12 protein-coding genes are annotated in these 17,811 nt (G+C 68.1%); 7 read left to right on the top strand and 5 right to left on the bottom strand.

The genetic code is table 11. The features are described 5' to 3' along the window. The first annotated feature begins 62 nt into the window (after positions 1-62). The 6 genes from ag85A to K3U93_RS24105 all read left to right on the top strand — a co-directional run bounded on the left by ag85A (position 63) and on the right by K3U93_RS24105 (position 12,570). Positions 63-1,082 (top strand): diacylglycerol acyltransferase/mycolyltransferase Ag85A, encoded by a 1,020-nt coding sequence (gene ag85A, locus K3U93_RS24130; RefSeq protein WP_071511284.1) that lies wholly within the window; start codon positions 63-65, stop codon positions 1,080-1,082. A 163-nt stretch (positions 1,083-1,245) separates the two neighbouring features. Further along, positions 1,246-2,151: an esterase family protein gene (locus K3U93_RS24125; RefSeq protein WP_083012105.1), complete on the top strand. Its 906-nt coding sequence runs from the start codon at positions 1,246-1,248 to the stop codon at positions 2,149-2,151. Positions 2,152-2,334: 183 nt separating this feature from the next. After that, positions 2,335-3,345 carry a carboxylesterase Culp6 gene (gene culp6, locus K3U93_RS24120; protein WP_071511286.1) on the top strand — a complete coding sequence of 337 codons (1,011 nt, stop codon included), beginning with the start codon at positions 2,335-2,337 and terminating at the stop codon, positions 3,343-3,345. Positions 3,346-3,634: 289 nt separating this feature from the next. Then, the gene (fadD32, locus tag K3U93_RS24115) at positions 3,635-5,533 is read left to right on the top strand and encodes a long-chain-fatty-acid--AMP ligase FadD32 (protein ID WP_083012086.1); all 1,899 of its coding nucleotides are present in this window, start codon (positions 3,635-3,637) and stop codon (positions 5,531-5,533) included. Positions 5,534-5,543: 10 nt separating this feature from the next. Next, positions 5,544-10,964 (top strand): polyketide synthase Pks13, encoded by a 5,421-nt coding sequence (gene pks13 / locus K3U93_RS24110; RefSeq protein WP_083012084.1) that lies wholly within the window; start codon positions 5,544-5,546, stop codon positions 10,962-10,964. Between the two features lie 19 nt (positions 10,965-10,983). Further along, a complete protein-coding gene (locus K3U93_RS24105) occupies positions 10,984-12,570 on the top strand; it encodes an acyl-CoA carboxylase subunit beta (protein WP_083012103.1) in 1,587 nt (528 codons plus the stop codon). A gap of 95 nt (positions 12,571-12,665) precedes the next feature. On the opposite strand, the gene K3U93_RS24100 is transcribed toward K3U93_RS24105, so the two are convergent. Beyond that, positions 12,666-13,304, bottom strand: a complete 639-nt coding sequence (locus tag K3U93_RS24100) for a TetR/AcrR family transcriptional regulator (protein WP_083012081.1) — start codon at positions 13,302-13,304, stop codon at positions 12,666-12,668. 93 nt (positions 13,305-13,397) lie between these two features. Here K3U93_RS24100 and K3U93_RS24095 point away from each other — a divergent pair, with 93 nt between their 5' ends. After that, complete coding sequence (locus K3U93_RS24095) at positions 13,398-14,162, top strand: hypothetical protein (protein WP_071510931.1); 765 nt, start codon at positions 13,398-13,400, stop codon at positions 14,160-14,162. A gap of 43 nt (positions 14,163-14,205) precedes the next feature. On the opposite strand, the gene K3U93_RS24090 is transcribed toward K3U93_RS24095, so the two are convergent. The 4 genes from K3U93_RS24090 to K3U93_RS24075 form a co-directional block, all read right to left on the bottom strand. Next, entirely contained in the window at positions 14,206-15,981 is a 1,776-nt protein-coding gene (locus K3U93_RS24090; protein WP_083012079.1) for an acyl-CoA dehydrogenase family protein, read from the bottom strand. A gap of 49 nt (positions 15,982-16,030) precedes the next feature. Next, entirely contained in the window at positions 16,031-16,492 is a 462-nt protein-coding gene (gene odhI / locus K3U93_RS24085) for an oxoglutarate dehydrogenase inhibitor Odhl (protein WP_071510929.1), read from the bottom strand. A gap of 16 nt (positions 16,493-16,508) precedes the next feature. Beyond that, entirely contained in the window at positions 16,509-16,976 is a 468-nt protein-coding gene (locus K3U93_RS24080; RefSeq protein ID WP_083012076.1) for a hypothetical protein, read from the bottom strand. Positions 16,977-17,162: 186 nt separating this feature from the next. Beyond that, entirely contained in the window at positions 17,163-17,669 is a 507-nt protein-coding gene (locus K3U93_RS24075; protein ID WP_083012073.1) for a hypothetical protein, read from the bottom strand. Positions 17,670-17,811: the final 142 nt, after the last annotated feature.

Genomic DNA, 17,811 nt, shown 5'->3' with positions numbered 1-17,811 from the left:
AATTTGAGGATGCACCCAATCGGAGGAATGCGCCGAAAGGCCAAAAGGATGAGGAAGCAAGGATGACGCTTGTCAACAGGTTTCGCGGCGCCGTGGCTCGCATGCCGCGCCGGCTCGTGGTGGGAGCCGTTGGCGCGGCCCTGCTGTCGGGTCTGATTGGCGCCGTGGGGGGCCCGGCCACCGCTGGAGCGTTCTCGCGCCCCGGTCTGCCGGTGGAGTATCTGCAGGTTCCGTCGGCCGGCATGGGCCGCGACATCAAGGTTCAGTTCCAAAGCGGGGGCGCCAACTCGCCCGCGGTCTACCTGCTCGACGGCATGCGCGCGCAGGAGGACTACAACGGCTGGGACATCAACACCCCGGCGTTCGAGTGGTACTACCAGTCGGGCCTTTCGGTCGTCATGCCGGTCGGCGGGCAGTCCAGTTTCTACTCCGACTGGTACAAGCCGGCCTGTGGTAAGGCGGGCTGCACCACCTACAAGTGGGAAACCTTCCTGACCAGCGAGCTGCCGGCGTACCTGCAGAGCGACAAGCAGGTCAAGCCGACCGGCAGCGCCGCGGTCGGTCTGTCGATGGCCGGGTCGTCGGCGCTGATCCTGGCGGCCTACCACCCCAGCCAGTTCGTCTACGCCGGCTCGCTGTCGGCGCTGCTGGACCCGTCCCAGGGCATGGGGCCGTCGCTGATCGGCCTGGCCATGGGCGACGCGGGCGGCTACAAGGCCGCAGACATGTGGGGACCGAAGGAGGACCCGGCGTGGCAGCGCAACGACCCGTCGCTGCAGGTCGGCAAGCTGGTCGCCAACAACACCCGCATCTGGGTGTACTGCGGTAACGGCAAGCCGTCGGACCTCGGTGGCGACAACCTGCCCGCGAAGTTCCTCGAGGGCTTCGTGCGGACCAGCAACCTGAAGTTCCAGGATGCGTACAACGCCGCCGGCGGTCACAACGCGGTGTGGAACTTCGACGCCAACGGCACCCACGACTGGCCGTACTGGGGTGCGCAACTCAACGCCATGAAGCCTGACCTGCAGGCGACGCTGGGCGCGACCCCCAACACCGGCGGTGATACCAGCCAGGGCACCTAACACCCCTAGCAACGCGATCAACGGCGGCGAGCCCCTGGGCTCGCCGCCGTTGATCTGTCGGCGTCCGGGTGTGGTCCATTTCACTACCCTGCGGGCCGGGTGCGACGGTGCGCTGGTTAATGTGCAGACAGCGACTAGACGATGGAGGGTGGACATGAAGGTCGTGTGGGGTCTGTCGGCGCTTCTGCGGGTGGTCTGCGTTGCCGTGCTGTCGGTCGGGTTGGGCGGTGTTTTGGGGACGGCCGCAACCACCGGCAAAGCCAGGGCGGCGGGCTACGAAAGCCTGATGGTGCCGTCGGCGGCGATGGGCCGCGACATCCCGGTGGCCTTCCTGGCCGGCGGTCCGCACGCGGTGTATCTGCTGGATCCGTTCGACGCCGCCCCGGACGTCAGCAACTGGGTCACCGCGGGCAATGCGATGAACACGCTGGCCGGCAAGGGGGTCTCGGTGGTGGCGCCCGCCGGCGGCGCCTACAGCATGTACACCAACTGGGAGCAGGACGGCAGCAAGCAGTGGGACACGTTCCTGTCCGGCGAGCTGCCCAACTGGCTGGCCGCCAACAAGGGTCTGGCACCCGGCGGCCACGCCGCCGTCGGCGCCTCGCAGGGGGGCTACGCGGCGATGGCGCTGGCCGCCTTCCACCCCGACCGCTTCGGCTTCGCCGGCTCACTGTCCGGGTTCTTGTACCCGTCGAACACCACCACCAACGGCGCGATCCTGGCCGGCCTGCAGCAGTTCGGCGGCGTGGACGGCAACGGAATGTGGGGAGCCCCGCAGCTGGGCCGGTGGAAGTGGCACGACCCCTACGTGCACGCCTCGCTGCTGGCGCAGAACAACACCCGCGTGTGGGTCTACAGCCCGACCAACGACGGGGCCAGCGATCCCGCCGCCATGATCGGCCAGGCCGGTGAGGCGATGGGCAATAGCCGCATGTTCTACCAGCAGTACCGCAGCGTCGGCGGGCACAACGGCCACTTCGACTTCCCGGGCGGCGGTGACAACGGCTGGGGCTCGTGGTCGGGACAGCTGGGCGCCATGTCGGGCGACATCGTCGGAGCGATCCGCTAGCCGGGCGCGGCCCCAGGGGCGCCGTGCGACTTGACGGTACCCTGTAGGGGGTGCAAACAGGGGTGGGACGTCCGCGTCACCAGCAACGCGAACGGTCTCGCGAGGGCGGTCCAAGCGCCCGACGCCGCGCACCGAGATTTCCGGGGATCTCCGGGGACCTACCGATTCTGCTAGCGGGAGAGCATGACCACGAACGCGCGGCGTAAACGCCACCGAATCCTCGCCTGGGTTGCCGCTCTTACGGTGGCCGGCGTCGTGTTGTTGGTCATTGCGATCGCGGTGGTCTGGCTGCGCCGTCCCCAATCATCGCCCAGCGCGGTGCCGCCCGGCGTCCTGCCGCCGTCCTCCACGTCAACCCACCCGCACAAGCCGCGGCCCTCCTCTCAAGACGCTTCCTGCCCCGACGTTCAGCTGATCGCCATTCCCGGCACCTGGGAGTCGTCCCCGCAGGACGATCCGCTCAACCCGATGCAGTTTCCAAATGCGTTGCTGCGCAAAGTAACTGGGCCGATCTCCCAGCAATTCCCGTCCTCGCGGGTGCAGACCTACACCGTTGCGTACACGGCGCAGTTCCACAATCCGTTGAGCGGCGACACGCAAATGTCCTACAACGACAGCCGGGCGGAAGGCACCCGCGCGGCCGTCCAAGCGCTGACCGACATGAACGACAAGTGCCCGTTGACCAGCTACGTGCTGACGGGCTTCTCCCAGGGCGCGGTGATCGCCGGCGATATCGCCAGCGACATCGGCAATGGCCGCGGACCCATCGACGACGACCTGGTGCTCGGCGTGACGCTGATCGCCGACGGTCGCCGCCAGCCCGGAGTGGGCAACGACGTCGGGCCCAACCCGCCGGGCCAGGGCGCCGAGGTCACCCTGCAAGAGGTGCCGATGTTGTCCGGGCTCGGTTTGACGATGACCGGCGCGCGGCCGGGCGGTTTCGGCGCGCTCAACGGCAAGACCAACGAGATCTGCGCCCCGGGCGACCTCATCTGCGCCGCGCCCGACGAAGCGTTTAGCGTCGCCAACCTGCCGACCACGCTGAACACGCTCGCCGGCGGCGCCGGCCAGCCGGTCCACGCGCTGTATGCCACGACCCAGTTCTGGAATGTGGACGGGGTGCCGGCGACCGATTGGACGCTGAATTGGGCCCATGGGCTTATCGAAAACGCGCCGCGCCCCAAGCATGGGTAGACATGGCCCGGGCGGCCCGGGGTGGGGCCGGGCGGGGGACACAGCCGCTGCCTAGCCACTTGCCGGGCGCGATCAGCGGTACCTTGTGATTTGGTCTGCTGCGAGGCGCCCCTTAACATTAAGAGAAAATTAAGAGCAGTAAGAGGTTTGTTCCGGACCCGATCGGGTCGAAGCTGGCTGGGACCGACACTGACCGGTGTTTCCAGGGGTGTGCGGTGCGAGGGCCGGCTCGTGTATAGAGGACCCGTCGGCGCAGCCGACCCAGATGGGTGTGACAGGAGAGAGCGGCATGGCGTACCACAACCCGTTCATCGTGAATGGAAAGATCAGGTTCCCGGACAACACGAACCTGGTTCGTCACGTCGAGAAGTGGGCGAAGGTTCGCGGCGACAAGCTGGCCTATCGATTCATCGACTTCTCCACCGAGCGCGACGGCGTGGCGCGCGACATCTCGTGGGCCGACTTCGGCGCCCGCAACAGGGCCGTGGGCGCCCGCCTGCAGCAGGTCACCCAGCCGGGCGACCGCGTCGCCATCCTGAGCCCGCAGAACCTGGACTACCTTATTTCGTTCTTCGGCACGCTGTACTCGGGCAGGATCGCGGTGCCGTTGTTCGACCCGGCCGAGCCGGGTCACGTCGGCCGCCTGCACGCCGTGCTCGACGACTGCACCCCGTCGACCATCCTGACCACCACCGACGCCGCCGAGGGCGTCCGCAAGTTCATCCGCGCCCGCTCGGCCAAGGAACGCCCCCGCGTCATCGCCGTCGACGCGGTGCCCAACGAGGTCGCCGCCACTTGGCAAGAGCCCGAGGCCGACGAGAACACCATCGCCTACCTGCAGTACACGTCCGGTTCCACCCGGACCCCGACCGGCGTGCAGATCACCCACCTGAACCTGCCCACCAACGTGCTGCAGGTGCTGCAGGGACTCGAAGGCAAGGAAGGCGACCGGGGCCTTTCCTGGCTGCCGTTCTTCCATGACATGGGCCTGATCACGGCGCTGCTGTCGCCGGTGATCGGCCACAACTTCACCTTCATGACGCCGGCCGCGTTCGTGCGCCGGCCCGGCCGGTGGATCCGGGAGATGGCGCGCAAGCCCGAGGACGACCCGGAATGCGAGGTCATCACCGTCGCGCCGAACTTCGCCTTCGAGCACGCGGCCGTGCGCGGTGTGCCCAAGGAAGGTGAGCCGCCGCTGGACCTGAGCAACGTCAAGGCGATCCTCAATGGCAGCGAGCCGGTGTCCCCGGCGTCGATGCGCAAGTTCTATGAGGCGTTTGCGCCCTACGGCCTGCGGGCGACCGCGATCAAGCCGTCCTACGGACTGGCGGAGGCGACGCTGTTCGTCTCCACCACGCCGATGGACCAGGCGCCCACGGTCATCCACGTCGATCGCGACGAGCTCAACAACCAGCGCTTCGTCGAGGTGGCCGCCGATGCGCCGAACGCCGTCCCACAGGTGTCCGCGGGCGTCATTGGGGTCGACGAATGGGCGGCCATCGTCGATCCCGACACGGCCACCGAGCTGCCGGACGGGCAGATCGGCGAGATCTGGCTGCACGGCAAGAACCTGGGCAGCGGCTACTGGGGCAGGGAGGCCGAGACCACCGAGACCTTCCGGAACATCCTCAAGTCGCGGATCAGCCAGTCGCACGCCGAGGGCGCCGCCGACGACGGGCTGTGGGTGCGCACCGGCGACTACGGCACCTATTTCAACGGCCACCTCTATATAGCGGGCCGGATCAAGGACCTGGTCATCATCGACGGCCGCAACCACTATCCGCAGGATCTCGAGTACTCGGCGCAGGAAGCCAGTCGGGCGCTGCGCACCGGCTACGTGGCCGCCTTCTCGGTCCCGGCCAACCAGCTGCCCCGGGCGGTGTTCGACAACCCGCACGCCGGCCTGAAATTCGATCCGGAGGACACCTCCGAGCAGCTGGTGGTCGTCGCCGAACGCGCCGCCGGCACGCACAAGCTGGATTACCAGCCCATCGCCGACGACATTCGAGCGGCCATCGCCGTGCGCCACGGCGTGACCGTCCGCGACCTGCTGCTGGTGCAGGCCGGAACCATCCCCCGCACGTCGAGCGGCAAGATCGGGCGCCGCGCGTGCCGCGCCGCCTACCTCGACGGAAGCTTGCGCAGCGGCGTCGGTTCCCCGACCGCCTTCGCCGCCGCAACGGACTGAACCCAACACCATGGCTGACACAGAACCTGACACCAACTCCCCGGCCGATGGGGACTTGCCCGCGAAGGCTGACCTGCGCGCCGGCGACGATGCAGTGGGGGCACCACCCGCTTGCGGGGGACCAAGCGATGGGGAGGAGCGGCGCATAACAACGGTCCCCGAGCTGCGGCAGTGGCTGCGCAACTGGGTGGGCAAGGCGGTCGGAAGGCCGGCCGACGAGATCGACGAGTCGGTGCCGATGGTCGAGCTCGGCTTGTCGTCGCGGGACGCCGTGGCGATGGCCGCCGACATCGAGGACATGACCGGTGTCACGCTGTCGGTCGCGGTGGCCTTCCAGCATCCAACCATCGAGTCGCTGGCGACGCGGATCGTCGAGGGCGAACCCGAAATAGACACGGCGGCCGATGACATTTCGGACTGGACGCGCACCGGCCCCGCCGAGCGCGTCGACATCGCGATCGTCGGCCTGTCCACCCGGCTGCCCGGCGACATGAACACCCCCGACGAAACCTGGCGGGCGCTGCTGGAAGGCCGCGACGCCATCACCGACCTGCCCGAGGGCCGCTGGTCGGAATTCCTCGAAGAGCCGCGGCTGGCCCAGCGCATCGCGCAGGCCCGCACCCGCGGCGGCTACCTGAAGGACATCAAGGGCTTCGACTCCGAGTTCTTCGCGGTGGCCAAGACGGAAGCCGACAACATCGACCCGCAGCAGCGGATGGCGCTGGAGTTGACCTGGGAGGCGCTCGAACATGCCCGCATCCCGGCGTCGAGCCTGCGCGGTGAGGCCGTCGGCGTGTACGTCGGCGTCTCCAACAACGACTACGGCTTCCTGGCGGTGTCGGACCCGACCGTTGCGCATCCGTATGCGATCACCGGCAACGCGACCTCGATCATCGCCAACCGGGTGTCGTACTTCTACGACTTCCGCGGGCCGTCGGTCGCGATCGACACCGCGTGCTCGAGTTCACTGGTCGCGATCCACCAGGCGGTGCAGGCGCTGCGCAACGGTGAAGCCGACGTCGCAGTCGCCGGTGGCGTGAACGCGCTGCTCACGCCGGCGGTGACGCTCGGTTTCGACGAGATCGGCGCGGTGCTGGCCCCCGACGGGCGGATCAAGTCGTTCTCGTCCGACGCCGACGGCTACACCCGCTCCGAGGGCGGCGGCATGCTGGTGCTCAAGCGGGTCGACGACGCCCGCCGCGACGGCGACCAGATCCTGGCCGTCATCGCCGGCAGCGCGGTCAACCACGACGGCCGGTCCAACGGCCTTATCGCGCCCAACCAGGACGCCCAGGCCGAGGTGCTGCGCCGGGCCTACAAGGACGCCGGCATCGATCCGCGGACCGTCGACTACATCGAGGCGCACGGCACCGGAACCGTCCTCGGCGACCCGATCGAGGCCGAGGCGCTGGGCCGCGTCGTCGGCAGGGGCCGTCCCGCCGACCGGCCGGCGCTGCTGGGCGCGGTGAAAACCAATGTGGGCCACCTGGAGTCGGCGGCCGGTGCGGCCAGCATGGCCAAGGTGGTGCTGGCGTTGCAGCACGACAAGCTGCCGCCGTCGATCAACTTCGCCGGGCCCAGCCCGTACATCGACTTCGACGCGATGCGCCTGAAAGTCATTGACACCGCGACCGATTGGCCGCGCTACGGGGGCTACGCGCTGGCCGGCGTCTCCAGCTTCGGCTTCGGCGGGGCCAACGCGCACCTGGTGGTGCGCGAGGTCTTGCCCCGCGACGTGATCGAAAAAGAGGCGCGCGAACCGGAACCCGAGGCGGTCCCGGCCGAGACGCCCACGCCGGGAACGTTCGAGGGCCACTCGCTGCGATTCGACGAGTACGGCGAGATCCTCACCGACACCCCCTTGGGGACAAACGGAGCCGAGGAGCAAGAACCCGAGCTGCCGGGCCTCACCGAGGAGGCGCTGCGCCTCAGAGAGGTGGCGCGGGAAGAGCTTGCGGCACAAGAACTTCCGAAACCGGTGATTCCACTCGCGGTGTCGGCGTTCCTGACCTCCCGCAAGAAGGCCGCCGCGGCCGAGCTGGCCGACTGGATGGAAAGCCCCGAGGGCCAAGCGTCGTCGCTCGAATCGATCGGGCGCTCGCTGTCGCGGCGCAATCACGGCCGCTCCCGCGCGGTGGTGCTGGCCCACGACCACGACGAGGCCATCAAGGGCCTGCGGGCGGTCGCCGAGGGCAAGCAGCGGCCCAACGTGTTCAGCGTCGACGGCCCGGTGACCAACGGCCCGGTGTGGGTGCTGGCCGGGTTCGGCGCCCAGCACCGCAAGATGGGCAAGAGCCTGTACCTGCGCAACCCGGTCTTCGCCGAGTGGATCGAGAAGGTCGACGCGCTCGTCCAGGACGAGCTGGGCTACTCGGTGCTCGAGCTGATCCTCGACGACTCGCAGGACTACGGCATCGAGACCACCCAGGTCACCATCTTCGCGATCCAGATCGCGCTGGGTGAGCTGCTCAAGCACCACGGCGCCAAGCCCGCCGCGGTGGTCGGCCAGTCGCTGGGCGAGGCCGCGTGCGCCTACTTCGCCGGCGGCCTGTCCCTGCGCGACGCCACCCGCGCCATCTGCTCGCGCTCGCACCTGATGGGCGAGGGCGAGGCCATGCTGTTCGGCGAGTACATCCGGCTGATGGCGCTGGTGGAGTACTCCGCCGACGAGATCAAGACGGTGTTCTCCGACTTCCCCGATCTCGAGGTGTGCGTCTACGCCGCGCCCACCCAGACCGTCATCGGCGGCCCGCCCGAGCAGGTAGACGCGATCATCGCCCGCGCGGAATCCGAGGGCAAGTTCGCCCGCAAGTTCCAGACCAAGGGCGCCAGCCACACCTCGCAGATGGACCCGCTGCTCGGCGAGCTCGCCGCGGAGCTGCAGGGCATCAAGCCGATGAGCCCGACGGCCGGAATCTTCTCGACGGTGCACGAGGGCAGCTACGTCAAGCCCGGCGGCGAGCCGATCCACGACGTCGACTACTGGAAGAAGGGTCTGCGGCACTCCGTCTACTTCACCCACGGCATCCGCAACGCCGTCGACAGCGGGCACACCACCTTCCTGGAGCTAGCCCCCAACCCGGTGGCGCTGATGCAGGTGGGCCTGACCACGGCGTCGGCCGGCCTTCACGACGCGCAGCTGATCCCGACGCTGGCCCGCAAGCAGGACGAGGTCGAGTCGATGATCTCGACCATGGCGCAGCTCTACGTCTACGGCCACGACCTGGACATGCGGACCCTGTTCACCCGCGCCAAAGGGGCCCCAGGACCTGAAGATTTTGCGAACATCCCGCCGACCCGGTTCAAGCGCAAAGAGCACTGGCTGGACGTGCATCTGGCCACCGGCAGCGGTTCGGCGATCATGCCGGGGACCCATGTCGCGCTGCCGGATGGCCGCCACGTCTGGGAGTACACGCCCAGGGGCCTGACGGATCTGGCGGCATTGGTGAAAGCCGCCGCGGCCGAGGTGCTTCCCGACGCGCAACTGACGGCGGCCGAGCGGCGGGCGGCGCCCGGCGAGGGTGCCCGGCTGGTGACGACGCTGACGCGGCATCCCGGCGGCGCGTCGGTTCAAGTGCATGCCCGCATCGACGAGTCCTTCACGCTGGTGTACGACGCGCTGGTCGCCCGGGCCGGTTCGCAGTCGGTGCTGCCGGTCGCGGTCGCCGCCCCGGCAACCGCCGCGCAAGCCGCGCCCGAAACGCCCGTCGACGCTGACGACGCCGGGACCCTGTCGGACAGCCTGACCAACCGCTATATGCCCAGCGGCTTCACCAAATGGACTCCGGATTCCGGTGAGACCATCGCCGAGCGGCTCGGCACGATCGTCGGCGCCGCAATGGGTTACGAGCCCGAGGACCTGCCGTGGGAGGTGCCGCTGATCGAGCTCGGCCTGGACTCGTTGATGGCGGTGCGGATCAAGAACCGCGTCGAGTACGACTTCGACCTGCCGCCAATCCAATTGGCGGCGGTGCGCGACGCCAACCTCTACAACGTCGAGAAGCTGATCGAGTACGCGGTCGAGCACCGCGACGAGGTTGAGCAGCTGCACGAGCACCAGAAGACGCAGACGGCCGAGGAGATCGCCGCCGAGATTGCCAAGGCCCAGGCCGGGTTGCTGAACGGCGGGCCCGGCAAGACCGAGCCGGCGGCGGACGCACCCGGGGCGCCGGCGTCGGAGGCCCCTCTTCCGCCGCCCCCGACGAACCCGTCGGGCCCGTCGACCAATGGCGGCCAGCCGAGCCCGGCCCCGGATTTGAAGGGCGCCGCCGAGGCGCTCAACCAGCAGGCGGTCGCCGAGGCACTCAACTCCGACATCCCGCCGCGCGACGCCGCCGAGCGGGTCACCTTCGCCACCTGGGCGATCGTGACGGGCAAGTCTCCTGGCGGCATCTTCAACGCGCTGCCCAAGCTGGACGGCGACGCGGCCGCCAAGGTGGCGCAGCGGCTTTCCGAGCGCGCCGTGGGGGCACCTCCCGCTTGCGGGGGAGGGCCGATCACCGCCGAGGACGTGTTGACGTCGGAGAACATCGAGGCGCTGGCCGAGAAGGTCCGCACCTACCTGGAGGCCGGCACGATCGACGGGTTCGTCCGCACCCTGCGGGCCCGGCCCGAGGGTTCGACCAGGGCGCCGGTGTTCGTGTTCCACCCGGCCGGCGGCTCGACCGTGGTCTACGAGCCGCTGCTCAACCGGCTGCCGTCGGACACCCCGATGTACGGCCTGGAGCGGGTCGAGGGCACCATCGAAGAGCGTGCGGCGCAATACATTCCGAAGCTGATCGAGATGCAGGGCGATGGGCCGTTCATTCTGGCCGGCTGGTCGCTGGGCGGCGTGCTGGCGTACGCGTGTGCTATCGGGCTGAAGAAGCTGGGTAAGGACGTGCGCTGGGTCGGGCTGATCGACGCGGTACGCGCGGGCGAGGAGGTCCCGCAGACCAAGGAAGAGGTCCGCGCCCGCTGGGACCGCTACGCCCGGTTCGCCGAGAAGACGTTCAACGTCACCATCCCGGCGATCCCCTACGAGCAGCTCGAGGAGCTCGACGACGAGGGGCAGATCCGGTTCGTGCTGGAGGCCGTCGCGCAGAGCGGGGTGCAGATCCCGGCCGGCATCATCGAGCACCAGCGCACGTCGTACCTGGACAACCGGGCGATCGACACCGCGCAGATCCAGCCGTACGACGGCCACGTCACCCTCTACATGGCCGATCGCTACCATGACGACGCGATCATGTTCGAGCCCCGGTACGGCATTCGCAAGCCGGACGGCGGCTGGGGCGAGTACGTGTCCGACCTCGAGGTCGTGCCGATCGGTGGCGAGCACATCCAGGCCATCGACGAGCCGATCATCGCCAAGGTGGGCGCGCACATGACCCAGGCCTTGAACAAGATCGAGGCCGAGCAGCGGCCGGACCGGTTAAACCAAGTTAGGTAGGCAAGTAGTGACGGAGACCCTGCCAGCTGCGGGGCCAGCTTCGGGGCCGGCGCCCGTTCAGCACAGCACCGCCGAGAAGCTGGCCGAGCTGCACGCTCGCCTCGAGTTGGCCAAGGAACCCGGCGGTGAGAAAGCCGTCGCCAAGCGCGAGAAGAAGGGGATCCCGAGCGCCCGCGCCCGCATCCACGCGCTGTTGGATCCCGGCACGTTCCTCGAAGTCGGGGCGCTGGCCAAGACCCCGAACGACCCCAACGCGCTCTACGGCGACGGGTGCGTCACCGGCCACGGCATGATCGACGGCCGGCCGGTCGGGGTGTTCTCCCACGACCAGACCGTGTTCCAGGGCACCGTCGGCGAAATGTTCGGCCGCAAGGTGGCCCGGCTGATGGAGTGGTGCGCGATGGCCGGCTGCCCGATCATCGGGATCCAGGACTCGGGCGGCGCCCGCATCCAGGACGCGGTCACCTCACTGGCGTGGTACGCCGAGCTGGGCCGTCGCCACGAACTGTTGTCCGGAATCGTGCCGCAGATCTCCCTGATTTTCGGCAAATGTGCCGGGGGAGCCGTCTATTCGCCGATCCAGGACGACCTGCTTGTTGCGGTGCGCGATCAGGGCTACTTCTTCGTCACCGGGCCCGATGTGATCCAGGAGGTCACCGGCGAAGAGGTGACCCTTGACGAGTTGGGCGGCGCGGACGCCCAGGCCCGCTACGGCAACATCCACCAGGTGGTGGATTCCGAGGTGGAGGCGTTCCAGTACGTCCGTGACTTCCTGTCGTTCCTGCCGTCCAACATCTTCGACAAACCGCCGATCGTCAATCCCGGACTGGAGCCGGAGATCACGCCGACCGACCTGGAACTCGACTCGATCGTGCCGGATTCCGACAACACGGCCTACGACATGCACGAAATCCTGCTGCGGATCTTCGACGACGGCGACTTCCTCGACGTCGCCCCGCAAGGCGGGCCGGCGATCATCACCGGGTTCGCCCGGGTCGACGGGCGCCCGGTCGGTGTCGTGGCGAACCAGCCCATGCACCTGTCGGGGTCGATCGACAACGAGGCCTCCGACAAGGCAACCCGCTTCATCCGGTTCTGCGACATGTTCGAGCTCCCGCTGGTCTTCGTGGTGGACACGCCCGGATTCCTGCCGGGGGCCGAGCAGGAGAAGAACGGCATCATCAAGCGCGGCGGCCGGTTCCTGTCCGCGATCGTCGAGGCCGACGTGCCGAAGGTGACGATCACGATCCGCAAGTCCTACGGTGGCGCCTACGCGGTGATGGGTTCTCGGCAGTTGACCGCCGACTTCAACTTCGCCTGGCCCACCGCGCGCATCGCGGTGATCGGCGCCGAGGGCGCCGCGCAGCTGCTAATGAAGCGGTTCCCCGACCCCACCACGCCTGAGGCTCAGGCGATTAAGAAGGACTTCATTGAGGGCTACAACCTCAACATGGCGATCCCGTGGATCGCCGCCGAGCGGGGGTTCATCGACGCGGTCATCGACCCGCATGACACCAGGCTGCTGATCCGCAAGTCGCTGCACCTGCTGCGGGACAAGCAACTGTGGCACCGCGTCGGCCGCAAGCACAGCCTGCTACCGCTCTAGTTCCTACCGCGAGCAGACGCAAAATCGCCCAAATTCGGTACGAATTGGGCGATTCTGCGTCTGCTCGCCAGTGAACGCGGCGGCCCAAACGCCCCTCATCCGCTGCTCTGCCGCTGGCCGAGGCAGGAACGGACAGCGGCGTTGAGGGCGGGTGTGAAGCGGTCGATGAATGCGTGTCGTGGGATTGCCGCGACGGGATCGACCGCGAGGACGTAACGCGCATAGATCACCCCGACGAGCTGGGTGATGAGCAGCGCGGTGCACAACCGCGCATCGCCGGGGGGTACACCTTCGTGCTGGAGTCGTTCGGTGATCGGGGCCGCCAGCGCTTCTTCGACGAAACCGCGCGTGAGCGCCGAGCTGTCCGGTCCGGCGCCGGCCTGCGCGATCGCCAGCAGCGTGGGCCGGTTCTCCGGCTGATCCCAGGTTTCCAACAAGACCGTTAAGAGCCGTCGTGGTAGCTCGTCGAGAGGGCCATCGATCTGCCCGGCGATGATTTCGACGGGATTGGCACGCAACGCCAACGCCTCGCCGAACAAGCGCTGCTTCGATCCAAAGAAATAGTTGATCAGCGCCGGGTCCACGCCGGCCTGTGCGGCGATGGCACGCACCGTCGCGGCCCGGTACCCAACCTCAATGAATTGTGCGCGGGCGGCGTCCAAGATTTGCGTGCGGGTGTCGGGCTGCCCGACATGCCGCGCGGGGCGGCCGCGCCCCCGACGCTTATTCTTCACTGTTGAATTCTAGCGCCCAGCCGGATAGGCTTAATTCGTCACTGTTGAATTAATGCCAAAGCATCGCTGCATGCCAGCGAATCGGGGACGACCATGGACATCGAGCTACCACGTGGTGAAGGCCCGCGGGCGCCGTTAAAGCCACCCACCGACGCCGGTTATCTGCTGCTGGCCGCAAGAACCCAACGCCGGCCGCCGTTTTTGCCCGGCGGTCGCGGTAAGCGGGTTTTGATCGAATCGATCACGCCGAAGCTGGCCGAGCTGGCCGGTGTAAACACGGTGATTGCCGCTGACTTATTCGTCGCACGGCTGGTGGCGCCGGGCATGGGTCATGAGCTGCTGCGCCGCCGGGCGATCAGGCCCGCCCGATTCGACGTGGTGTTGCTCGTCCGGACCGCCGACCCCGCCGGCGCATTGGCCCTGCGTGATAATCCCCTCTACCGGCGGCTGCGGGCCGAGATGGGCGCGACGGCCCTCGATACCTACGAGGTTGCCGCGCGAAACGTCCGCCGTATCGCCGACGTCAGGCCCAACCGCTCGTCGGTTTTCCTTTTCAACTACTTCTACGCCGACGACCCGAGGCGACTCATACCCGTCTGGGAATACACCGCCGGCTGGTTTGTCCAGAACACGGCCCTGCCAGACTCGGAGGTGATGGCGCCCTTGGACGGCGAGCGCGCAGACTACGGGATCGTCAACCACGCCAGCTGGCCGCATTGGCGAACGTTCCTCCCGCAGCTGGCCCTGCGACCGTCGTTCCGGCGGTTTGTCCTCGCCACCTTCGCGGCCAACAATATTGCCGCACAACCCATCCTCTACCGCCTCACGGCGACGCACTCGCGCGCTCGCCGAGTGTGAACCTGACGACGCGACACGGCTGGCGGCGTCGGCCAGTTCACAGTCACGGCGTGAATGCGCCGTCGACCAGCTCGTCGAAACGCTCCAGCGCCTCGTCGGGCTCGGCGTCGATGCCGCGCAGCGGCCCCGGGTCGGCGAGATACCGCTGCGCGTAGAGCCGGGCGACGAGGGCCTTGCGGTCACCGCCGCGGGTGGCCCGCTCCCACGCGGCCTGCTCACACAGCAACGCCCCGGCGTAGACGTCGCCCATGAACTGCGCCAGCGGGAACAGCCGCGCCTCGGCCACGCCGCGATCGAGTTTGGCCCAGGCGGTGATCGCCGCGTCGAGATCCTCGACGCGGCGAGCCACCAAGCGGGTGGTCGTCCCACCATCACCGCCGTCGTCGGAGACGGATACCGCGTCACGCAGCCGCGCCAACAGCGTCTCGTGCGCGCGGCTCTGCTCGATGCCGCGCCGCACGTCCAGGCAGAGGATGTTGTCGGGGCCCTCCCAAATGGTGTTCACCTGTGCGTCGCGCAAAAGCCTTGCCACCGGCCAGGTTTCGATGTAGCCGTTGCCGCCGTGAATCTCGATCGCGTCCGAGGCCGCGGTGATCCCCAACCGGCACACCTTGAGCTTGGTGACGGGCACCGCGATGCGTTGCCGCAAGCTGCGGGGCTGGCGGTGGTTGGTGGCTCCGGTGCCGTCGAAAACCAGCGCCTGCGCGGCCTCGACGTCGACGATCATCTCGGCGAGCTTGCGCCGCATCAGCGGCTTGTCGATGAGCGGCCCGCCGAACGCCTCCCGCTGCCGCGCGTAGCAGAGTGACTCGACCAGGGCGCGACGCGCGTTGCCGAGCCCGAACAGGGCGATGCCGAGCCGCGCGGCGTTGGTCAGCTCCATCATGCGGCCCAGCCCCTTGCCGTCCGACCGGCCGCTCGCTTCGCCCGAGAGCAGGAACGCCTCGGCGTCGACGAGCTCGACCTCGCCGGAGGCCACCGAGCGGGTGCCGAGCTTGTCCTTCAAGCGCCGCACCCGAACGCCGTTGCGCGAACCGTCGCGCCGGGTGCGCAGCACGAGGAAATTGGCGACGCCGCGCGTGGAGTCGGGAGCGCCCTCCGGTTTGGCCAGCACGACGAACGCCTCCCCGGCGCAGTTGGACGCAAACCACTTGAAGCCGTTGAGAATCCACGCGTCGCCCGAGCGTCGAGCCGTCGTCTCGAGCGCGCCCAGGTCGGAGCCGCCGGCGCGTTCCGTCAGCAGCTGCGCCGTCTCGCCCGCCCACTCGCCGGAGGCGAATTTGGCCAGCACGTGCTCCCGCACGTCGGCCGGTGCGTAGGTGGCCACCAGCGACTGGACCATGCCACCGCCCGTGCCGAGCGCGCAACCCATCCCGATGTCGGCCTGGTTGAGCAGATAGTTGGACGCGAACAACGCCAGCCCGGAGCTCACCTTGGCGGCTCGCGCCTCGTCCCGCAGCGTCCGCTGGGCATCCAGGACCGCGCGCTTGGACTGCGTGAACGACTCGGGCATGACGACCTGGCTGACATCATGTCCCCACCGGTCGTAGCGCTCCAGCCGGGGCGGGTTGCGGTCCGTCTCCTCGGCCCACCGGGCCACCGGGCCGCCCATCAGCTCGCCGATGCGCGTCAAATGCCGCTCGGCGAACTCCAACTCGTCGGGCTGCAGGTAATAGGCCATGGTGAGCCGCAGCGTCGGATCGGTGAGGTACCAATTGAGACCCACGGCGCCCCGGTAATTCTCCGTTTGATAGCGCCGCGACTTCTCCGGGGTGGAGAAGGGCGGCCTCTGGTCGGCGTCTGCGGCGTGCTCACTCATGCCGCGACGGTATTACAGCCGAAACGCCGGGTGGAAGAGCGCCCGGTGCTTACAGCGCCGCCCCGTCGACGAAGACCAGACGGAAGTTGCCAATCTGGATCTCGTCGCCGTTGGCCAGCACCGCCGAGTCGACGGGTTCGCGGTTAACGTAGGTGTTGTTCAGGCTGCCCAGGTCGACGACACGGAATCTGTCGTTCTCCCTTCGGAATTCGGCGTGCCTGCGGCTGACGGTGATGTCGTCGAGGAAGATGTCGCTGGCCGGATGCCGGCCGGCCGATATCACCGGCTGATCCAAGAGAAACCGCGACCCGGCGTTGGGGCCCCGCTTGACGACCAGCATGCCCGTGCCGCGGGCTAACGCTGCGATATCCTCCACCGCCGCGTCGGTGACGGCCGCTGACGTGTCGAACTCGCCACGCCCGTCGGCGTGCAAAGGGGAGGGAATCTCCCTGGTGCTTTCGTCGGGCGCTTGATGCCTCGCGCGCTTGCCCTTCGACGGTGTCGCCGTCATGCCGATACGCGCTCAGTCACGCGGCCCGCGGAAGGTCCGGAGTCGCCGTTGCCGCTTGTGATGTCGGGCGGCTGGGCGCCGGGCCCCAGCCGACATAGGTCAGATACAGCCCGACCAGTGCGAAGACGATGCACAGCGTCACCCACCAGCCCTGCGCGCCGATCATGTTGTTGGCCACCGAAACGAAAGCCTGGGGAAAGGCGAAGAGGAGCAGCCCGCGCAGCGTGACCAACCAGCCCAGCACGGACACGATGATGGCCGCGGCGCCGCGCCAGTACTGGTGGAGGGCGACGATGATAAGACCGAAGATCAGCACAAAGGCGCCGGCCACCCAGGTCCACAGCGAATTCGCCTCGAACTGCGAAAGCAGCGATTGCATGTCCGAGGCGCGCGCCACGGCCGTGACGTCGACAATGACGAGGAAGGGACCGAGCACGCGGGCGAACATGCGTGTCGTGGTCTGCGGCTGTGGTGAAGCGTCCATTGTCGTGCCTCCATCTGACGCCGGTTGGTCTGGATCCTTTGTATCGGACCATTCGACCGCAGCGTCGAGATAGGGACTGAAGTCCCGTCCGTTCGGGGCGTTCGTCCCGATGTCGGCGGCGGGCCTCCCGTGACCTCTGGCCCTCTCCCAGCGCGGAGCCGCGGCGGATCGGCGCGGCCACGTGAGCTATACCGGCACCACAAATTCCGACGTGTAGAACTCGGCCGGGTTTTGGGAGTTTGCGTTCGGGCGCTCGACAATCACCCAGACGCCCGTCGTGCCCGGCCGAATGGTGTCTTGAATGGTCACCGTTGCGCTTCCGGCCGCGTCGGTGTCCATTCCCATAAAGGCGGTGCCCGGATCCCCGGGACCACAGGTGGCCGACGCCGGCCGGGGTTCCTGGATCAGGCCGACGTCGAAATGAGCGCCCGGCTCGGGCGCGTCGACCAGGTGCACCTCCGCGATCGCCGTTGAGCCGGTGGTGTGTATGAGGGCCGATCCGGTGCCGAGCCCCGGGCGCGGCACCATGGGCGCGGTGGTCACCAGGCTGAAATCGCAACGTCGGAGATCGCCATCCAGAACCACCGTCGTGGCGCCCTCGGCGGCGCCCCTGACGATTTCGAATGTCGCCGCCGGGGTGATCACCAAAGTGAGCGTTGCCGCGTGCGTCCCCAAGCGGGCCAGTGTGTGCATCGGGCCACCTTTTGCGTTCCTGTTTAGTTGCCCCCCAGGGGAAATAAGTATTGACCCGCGGTTCCCGGAATTAAACCTTTGGCGCGGAATTACTCGAACGTAAATTTCGGCGGGTATTCGACCGCTGACGAATTAATGCCGA

The organism is Mycobacterium malmoense (assembly GCF_019645855.1).
GTDB classification, from domain to species: Bacteria; Actinomycetota; Actinomycetes; order Mycobacteriales; family Mycobacteriaceae; genus Mycobacterium; species Mycobacterium malmoense.
Note: the sequence above shows the minus strand (reverse complement) of the source record. Positions and strands in the feature narration are given on the sequence as shown.